The organism is Roseicyclus amphidinii (assembly GCF_030163755.1).
GTDB classification, from domain to species: Bacteria; Pseudomonadota; Alphaproteobacteria; order Rhodobacterales; family Rhodobacteraceae; genus Roseicyclus; species Roseicyclus amphidinii.
Map to the genome: position 1 here is coordinate 1 of NZ_JASJOE010000103.1, position 7,149 is coordinate 7,149.

Annotated in this window: 7 protein-coding genes; 1 reads left to right on the forward strand and 6 read right to left on the reverse strand. The window is 69.8% G+C overall.

Translation table 11 applies throughout. The features are described 5' to 3' along the window. Positions 1-109: 109 nt before the first annotated feature. Together QQK83_RS18330 and QQK83_RS18335 are read right to left on the reverse strand one after the other, a co-directional pair. On the reverse strand, positions 110-1,342 hold the full coding sequence (locus QQK83_RS18330; protein WP_284266765.1) for an MFS transporter: 1,233 nt from the start codon (positions 1,340-1,342) through the stop codon (positions 110-112). A 91-nt stretch (positions 1,343-1,433) separates the two neighbouring features. After that, positions 1,434-1,727, reverse strand: coding sequence for an FtsB family cell division protein (locus QQK83_RS18335; RefSeq protein ID WP_284266767.1), 294 nt, complete (start codon positions 1,725-1,727; stop codon positions 1,434-1,436). A gap of 223 nt (positions 1,728-1,950) precedes the next feature. On the opposite strand from QQK83_RS18335, the gene QQK83_RS18340 reads away from it, so the two are divergent. Continuing rightward, positions 1,951-2,436, forward strand: coding sequence for a bacterioferritin (locus QQK83_RS18340; RefSeq protein ID WP_284266769.1), 486 nt, complete (start codon positions 1,951-1,953; stop codon positions 2,434-2,436). Between the two features lie 46 nt (positions 2,437-2,482). On the opposite strand, the gene QQK83_RS18345 is transcribed toward QQK83_RS18340, so the two are convergent. From QQK83_RS18345 to QQK83_RS18360, 4 genes are all read right to left on the reverse strand, one after another. Then, positions 2,483-3,373 carry a fructose bisphosphate aldolase gene (locus QQK83_RS18345; RefSeq protein WP_284266770.1) on the reverse strand — a complete coding sequence of 297 codons (891 nt, stop codon included), beginning with the start codon at positions 3,371-3,373 and terminating at the stop codon, positions 2,483-2,485. Positions 3,374-3,456: 83 nt separating this feature from the next. After that, on the reverse strand, positions 3,457-4,641 hold the full coding sequence (locus tag QQK83_RS18350) for a phosphoglycerate kinase (protein ID WP_284266771.1): 1,185 nt from the start codon (positions 4,639-4,641) through the stop codon (positions 3,457-3,459). Positions 4,642-4,862: 221 nt separating this feature from the next. Continuing rightward, positions 4,863-5,747: an alpha/beta hydrolase gene (locus QQK83_RS18355; RefSeq protein ID WP_284266772.1), complete on the reverse strand. Its 885-nt coding sequence runs from the start codon at positions 5,745-5,747 to the stop codon at positions 4,863-4,865. Next, a complete protein-coding gene (locus tag QQK83_RS18360; protein WP_284266773.1) occupies positions 5,744-6,775 on the reverse strand; it encodes a ligase-associated DNA damage response exonuclease in 1,032 nt (343 codons plus the stop codon). Before QQK83_RS18360 ends, QQK83_RS18355 begins: the two co-directional genes overlap by 4 nt. Positions 6,776-7,149: the final 374 nt, after the last annotated feature.

Sequence of the window (7,149 nt, forward strand, 5' to 3'; positions counted from 1 at the left end):
CCGCGCCTCGTGGCCGAGGGGCGCCTGCCCGAGCCGGGCCTGCGCGCGCGGCTTGGCCTTGCGCGGGCGGCGCTGACGGGGCGGTGGTGAGGGGGGCGGTGGTGACGGCTCAGGCGTAGGCGTCCTTGGGCCGCAGCGCCAGCCAGATCAGCGCAGCCCCCGCCAGCGCGAGGAAGGGCAGCATGGCGAGATTGACCGCCGTCCAGCCCGATTGCACGTCATCCCCGAAGCTCATCATCAGCCCCGAGGCGAGCGAGGCCAGCGTCACGCAGCCGAAGACGAGGAAATCGTTCATCCCCTGCACGCGGCCGCGCTCCTCGGGGGCATGGGCCTGGGTCAGCATGGCGGTCGCGCCGATGAACCCGAAGTTCCAGCCGACCCCCAGCAGCACCAGCGCCCAGAAGAACTGGAACAGCTCCACCCCCGTCAGCGCCACGCCCCCCGCCGCGGCCAGCAGGACAAGGCCCGTGGCCACGATCTTCATCGTGCCGAAGCGCGCGATCAAATGGCCGGTGACGAAGCTGGGCGCGAACATGGCGATGACATGGGCCGAGACGATGTCGGCGGCGTTGCCGGTGGAAAAGCCGCAGCCCACGACCGCCAGCGGGGTCGAAGTCATCATCAGGTTCATCAGCGCGTAGGAGACCATGCCGCAGATGATCGCCACCGCGATCTTGGGGTCGCGCAGCAGCTCGGCGCGCGTGCGGCCGGTGGCCTCGCCCGCCTTGGGCGGCACCGGTTTGGGAACGTCGAGAAAGGCGAACAGGACCGAGCCCGCGAGGTTGATCAGCACGACGAAAGCATAGGTGCCGACGAAGGGCACCACGGTGGCGTCGGTGGTGAGTTTCACGAGCTGCGGGCCGATCAGCGCCGACAGGAGACCGCCCGCCATGACGTAGGAAATCGCCTTGGGCCGGAACGTGTCGGAGGCGGTGTCGGCGGCAGCGAAGCGGTAGAAGCCCTGCGCCGACATGTAGATCCCCGTCAGGTAGGAGCCGACAAGGAACATCGGGAAGCTGTCGATCCAAAGCCCGTAGCCCGACACGCCCGCGCCGAGCGCGCCGCCGAGGCTTCCGATCAGGAAGCCCGCGCGCCGCCCGTGGCGCTGCATCACCGCCGAGAGCCAGGGCGCCGTCGTCATCGAGCCGAAGACGATCAGCGAGATCGACAGCGTCGCCAGAACAGGGCTGGGCGCGATCATCAGCCCCGCAAGCCCGCCGATGACGAAGATCATCGGCATCTGGCTGCCGAGAATGGCCTGCGCCATGACCAGCACGGCGACGTTGCGGCGCGCGCGGGCGTCGTCATGGGGCGGGGCAAGCGCGGGGGTAGTGTCCGTCATGGCGTCGGGCTAGCCGCTTTGCGCAGCTCCGTACAGTGGCGCGGGCGTCGCGGCCTCCCAAGCACCCCCCAAGCAGATGGACGTCAGGGCGTCAGGGCAGGATCACCTCGTCGGCGCGGACATGGCCCAGCACGTCGCGCGCCTGTTCGTCGAGCAGGTCGAGGTCCAGGAACTCGTCCGACAGCCGCCGGGTCAGGATCTCCATCCGGTCCACCTCGGCCTCGAGCGCGGCCAGCTCGCGCTCCAGCCGGTCGGCCTCGGCCTCGATCTGGATGCGCTGGAACAGCCCGTAATTCCCCTGCACCGCGGTGAAGGTGAAATACGCCCCGATACACAGGAGCGCGAGGGGAAGGATGATCCCGGAAAGCGATGCGCTGCGCGCCATGCCCGACTTGCTGCCTCGATGCTTCGGCCCTCTGGCGGGGCCGTCGGTGCAGACTCGCACATCGATTCGCAAAAGGGAATCCCCCCCGTGACCCTGCGCGCGGCTTTCCGCGCCGCGGGGCGGGGTGGGGCGGGGGGAGGTGCGGCAAACCGGGCGGCGGGGTTGAAGCATCGCCTTCCGATACTTAGAATCATTCCAAGTTCAGAGAAGGAAAGGATAGGCCATGCCACGTCACCAATCTTCTGTCGCCGCCCTGCAACAGGCCCTTTCGATGGAGCTGACGGCGGTGCAGCAATACCTGCTTCATGCCCATGTCCTCGACGATTGGGGGCTGGACAAGCTGGCTGCCAAGATGCGCGAGGAGATGCAGGAAGAGCTGGGCCACGCCGGTCAGTTCATCGACCGTATCCTCTACCTCGGCGGCTCGCCCGAGGTGGTGCCCGCCAAGGCCCCGGTCAAGGCCGAGAGCCTCAAGGCGATGTTCGAAAGCGACCGCGCCGACGAGGAGGAGGCGATCGAGGTCTACACCGCCGCCGCCCGCGCGGCCGGTGAGGCCGGCGACATCGGCAGCCGCGTGCTGTTCGAAACCATCGCGCTGGACGAAGAGGGGCATTGGGGCTGGCTCGACCAGCAGCTTGGGCTGCTCGAGCGGATGGGCGAGCCCGCCTTCATGCAGGTCTATTTCACCGGCACCGCCGCCGAGGCGTAAACGGACGCGCGCGCGCCCTGTCGTGGGGCGCGCGCGCGTCGGCGGTTCAGGTGATCGAGGCGGCGTGGATCGCGTCGACGGCCTCGGACAGCGCGGCGTTGAATTCGGCGTCCGATTGCTGCGCCGACAGCCCCTCGGTCAGGCCGCGGCTGAAGCTTGCGATCATGCCGTGGTTCTGCGCCAGCTTCTCGCAGGCCTCGTCGCGGGAATACCCGCCCGAGAGCGCCACGACCCGCAACACCCGCGGATGCGCGATGAGCGGCGCGTAAAGGTCGGGCTTCGTCGGGATGGTCAGCTTCAGCATGACCTTTTGCCCCTCGGGGATCGCATCCATGCCCTTCGTCAGCTCGGCCAGCAGGATCTCCTCGGCCTCGGCCTTGTCGGTGGCCTTGATGTTCACCTCGGGCTCGAGGATCGGCACCAGCCCCTTGTCGAGCACCTGGAAGCCCAGGTCGACCTGTTGCGCCACGATATTGGCGATGCCCGCGGGGTTCGCGGAGTGGATGACCGAGCGTTCCTTGGTGCCGAAGATGCCATGGCCCACGGCCCGGTCGAGCAGGTCCGAAAGCCCCGGAATGGGCTTCATCATCTGCACGCCGTCGACCTCGTCCTCGAGCCCCTTGTCGATCTTGAGGAAGGGGACGACGCGCTTGTCGTCCCACAGGTAGCGGGCCGCGGGCTTGCCGCCGATCTCGCGGTCCATCGTCATCTCGAACAGGATCGCGCCGATCACCTTGTCACCGGTGAAACCGGGCGCGGTGGCGATGCGCGCGCGCATGGCGTGGATCAGGTCGAACATCTCGGCCTCGGAGGAATATTGATCCTCCTCGATGCCGTAGAGGCGCAGCGCCTTGGGCGTCGATCCCCCCGACTGGTCCAGCGCGGCGATGAAGCCCTGGCCGGTTTCCATCTGGGTTCTCATGGCGTCGTTCGACATTCTGCGCTCCTTGGGCGGTGGGGTGTCGCCCCTCTTTGGCAAAGCCCCGCCCGCCTGTCCACAATGGTGGCGTTAACAGTCGCTCACCCCGCCTGGTGCAGCGCAGCCACCCCCGGCAGGGTCTTGCCCTCCATCCATTCGAGGAAGGCCCCGCCCGCCGTCGAGACATAGGTGAAGCGGTCGGCCACCTGCGCGGCATTGAGTGCTGCGACCGTGTCGCCGCCGCCCGCCACCGAGACGAGCTGCCCGCGGTCGGTCAGATCGGCCGCCAGCCGCGCCGCCGCCACCGTGGCGCGGTCGAAGGGGGCGATCTCGAACGCGCCGAGCGGGCCGTTCCAGATCAGCGTCTGCGCCGCCTCGAGGGCCGTGCCGATGCGCGCCACCGTCTCGGCGCCCGCGTCGAGGATCATGCAGTCGCCCGGCACCGCGGTGACCGCAACGGTGGTGTTCTCGGCCCCCGCGGCAAATTCGCGGGCGACCACCACGTCGGAGGGCAGCAGGATCTCGCAGCCGGTCTCTTTGGCCTTCGCCATGATCTCGCGCGCGGTGGGGGCAAGGTCGTGCTCGCACAGCGACTTGCCCACGTCGAGCCCGTCTGCCGCAAGGAAGGTGTTGGCCATGCCGCCGCCGATCACCAGCGTGTCGACCTTCTCGACGAGGTTGCCCAGCAGGTCGAGCTTGGTCGACACCTTGGCCCCGCCCACCACGGCGACCACGGGCCGCTTCGGTGCGCCCAGCGCCGCCTCGAGGGCGGTCAGCTCGGCCTCCATCAGGCGGCCCGCACAGGCCGGCAGCAGCCGCGCCACCCCCTCGGTCGAGGCATGCGCCCGGTGCGCCGCGGAAAACGCGTCGTTGCAATAGACGTCGCCGAGCGATGCGAGGAACTGCGCCATCTGCGGGTCGTTGGCCTCTTCCATCGGGGAAAACCGGGTGTTCTCGACCAGCACCACCGCGCCCTCGGGCAGGGCCGCGAGGCTGTCGCGGTCCGGGCGTTCGACGAAGGTCACCTCGCAGCCCAGCGCCGCCTCGAGCGCGGGCAGCGTGACGCGCAGCGACATCTCCGGCACGGGCTTGCCCTTGGGGCGGCCGAAATGCGCCAGCAGCACCGGGGTGCCGCCCTTGGCCAGGATATCCCGGATCGTCGGCACGATGCGCCGGATGCGGGTGTCGTCGGTGACCCGCCCGTCCTGCACCGGCACGTTGATGTCCACGCGGGTCAGCACGATCCTGCCCGCAAGCTCCATGTCGTCGAGGGTTTTCCAGGTCACGCCTTGGCCTCCGTCAGATGCGTTCGATGGGCGGTGTAACACGTGGCAGGCGACGGGCCAGAGACTTCGATGCCTCCGGCGGCCGTATTTGCGGGAAGATGAAGACCGGTCCGGGCGATCGGGGCGGATTTGATCGCAATCTCCTTCATCTTTCCCCAAATACGCATATCCCGCAGCCTGCCGCCCCGCGCGCCCTTTCGGTCAGGGGCGGCACCGTCCGCTCAGGCGAGCTGGTCGCGCAGGAAGGTGCCGATGCGGGCGACGGCGCGGTCGGCGGCCGGCATCCGGCCCGCGTGCAGATGCCAGACATGGGGCAGCCCCTCCCACAGCTCGAGCGTGGCCTCGTCCAGCGCTTCGGCCAGGCGTTTCGCGTCGCCCGCCAGCGCCTCGCCGGCCCCGGCCTGGATGAGGGTGGGCGGCAGGCCGCGGAGGTCGCCGAGCAGCGGCGAGACGGCGGGGTCGGTGCGATCCGCGCCGGGCAGGTAGGCCTCGAGGATGCGGGCGGGCCATTGCGGCGGGAACAGGATCTCGTCGCCCGCGGCGGCGAAGCGGCTGGCGATGTCGCCCGACAGGTCGGCCACCGGCCCGATCAGGACCGCGGCGCGGGACAGCGGCGCGCCGGTGTCGCGCAGGTGCTGGAGAAGCTGAAGCGCGAGGCATGCGCCGGCACTGTCGCCCGCGATGGCGGCGGGGGGCGTGCCGTCGGCGACAAGCCTGGCATGGGCGGCGACCACGTCGTCGCGCGCCGCGGGGAAGGGATGTTCGGGGGCCAGCCCGTAGCGCGGCAGGACGGCGCGCAGACCGGCCGCCCGCGCGATATGGGCTGCGAGGGCGGCATGGGTCCGGGGGCTGCCGAGGGTGAAGCCGCCGCCGTGCAGATACAGCAGCACGGGCCCGTCGCGCGGCACGCCCGCGGGGCGCAGCCAAAGCGCGCCCTGCGCATCGACGTGTCTATCGACATCCGGGGGCGGCCGCAGGCCGAGGCGGGCGCAGGCCTCGAAGATACGCCTGAGCACGGGCTGTGAGGAGACATGCGCGAGGATGGGGCGCGCGACATGGCGCGTGAGCGCGATGTGGAGCCGGTCCCGGCGGGTCAGCGCGCTCATGCGCGGGGTGCCTCGGTCGTGGTCGCGGTCCCGGTCTCGGGGTCGTCGAGCGTTTCGCCGCCGAATTCCGTCTCGACCACGCCCGCATCATAGCCCTGTGTGCGCAGCCAGCGCGCGAATTGCGCGGTGTAGCCATGGGTGACGAAGACGCGGCTGGCGCCGGTCGCCGCGATGGCGGCGTTCAGCCCGTCCCAGTCGGCATGGTCCGAGACCACGAAGCCGCGGTCGGCGGCGCGCCTGCGGCGCACGCCGCGGAGCCGCATCCATCCCGAGGCGAAGCCGGTGGAGACCGGGCCGAATTTCCGCGCCCAGGCCGAGCCGAGCGCCGAGGGGGGCGCGAGCACCATCGCGCCGCGATGGGCCTTGAGGTCGAGATCGGCGGTGACCTGCGTGGTGGCGGGGAGCCGCAGGCCCTGCGCGCGCAGGACGGCGTTGGTCGCCTCGACCGCGCCATGGGTCAGGATCGGGCCGAGGGAGGGGTCGAGCAGACCGAGGACGCGCTGCGCCTTGCCGAGCGCGTAGACGCCGAGGATCGGGGTCTGGCCCTTGGCTATCGTCTCGGCCCACCATGCGTTGATCTGCGCGGCCAGCGTGGCCTCGTCGGGCCAGCTGTAGATCGGCAGGCCGAAGGTGGATTCGGTGATGAAGGCGTGGCAGCGCACGGGTTCGAAGGGTTCGGAGAGGCCGTCGGGGGTGGTCTTGTAATCGCCCGAGACGACCCAGACCTCGCCGCCGACCTCGATGCGGACCTGGGCCGAGCCGGGCACGTGGCCCGCGGGGTGGAAGCTGACCGTGGCGTCGCCGATGCGGTGCCTTTCGCCGTAGCGCGTGGTCTGCAGCGTGATGGCGCCGAGGCGGTGGCGCATCACCGGGGCGGCGGCCTCGGTCGCCATGTAGCGGCGGTTGCCCGGGCGGGCGTGGTCGGCATGGCCATGGGTGATCAGCGCGCGGTCGACCGGGCGCCAGGGGTCGATATAGGCATCCGCCGCGGGGCAGTAGATGCCGGCGTCTCGGAACTCGAGGACCATGACGGGAGGGTAGGGTGTTTGGCGTCGGGCACAAGGCGGGCCGGGGTGTTTCGCCCGCGTCGCGGGCCACCCGCGCGCGCCTGGCGCGGGGTGCGGGTGCGAATTTTCATGCGAAAATTCTGTTTGAGAGTGTGAATTTTCGTACGAAAATTCTGTTTTGGAGTGCGAATTTTCGTCCGAAAATTCGGGGGGGCTTTGCCCCCGTCCCTGCGGGATTCCCCCGGGCAAGTGTGTTGACTAGGAGGGTTGGTAGGGCCTGTTTTCGCGGATCATGGCGTTCAGGATAACGAGCAGTTTGCGGGTCACCGCGATGATGGCCTGCTTGGGCGCCTTGCCATTCGCCGTGAGCCGGTCCGAGAAGGCCCGCAAGTCAG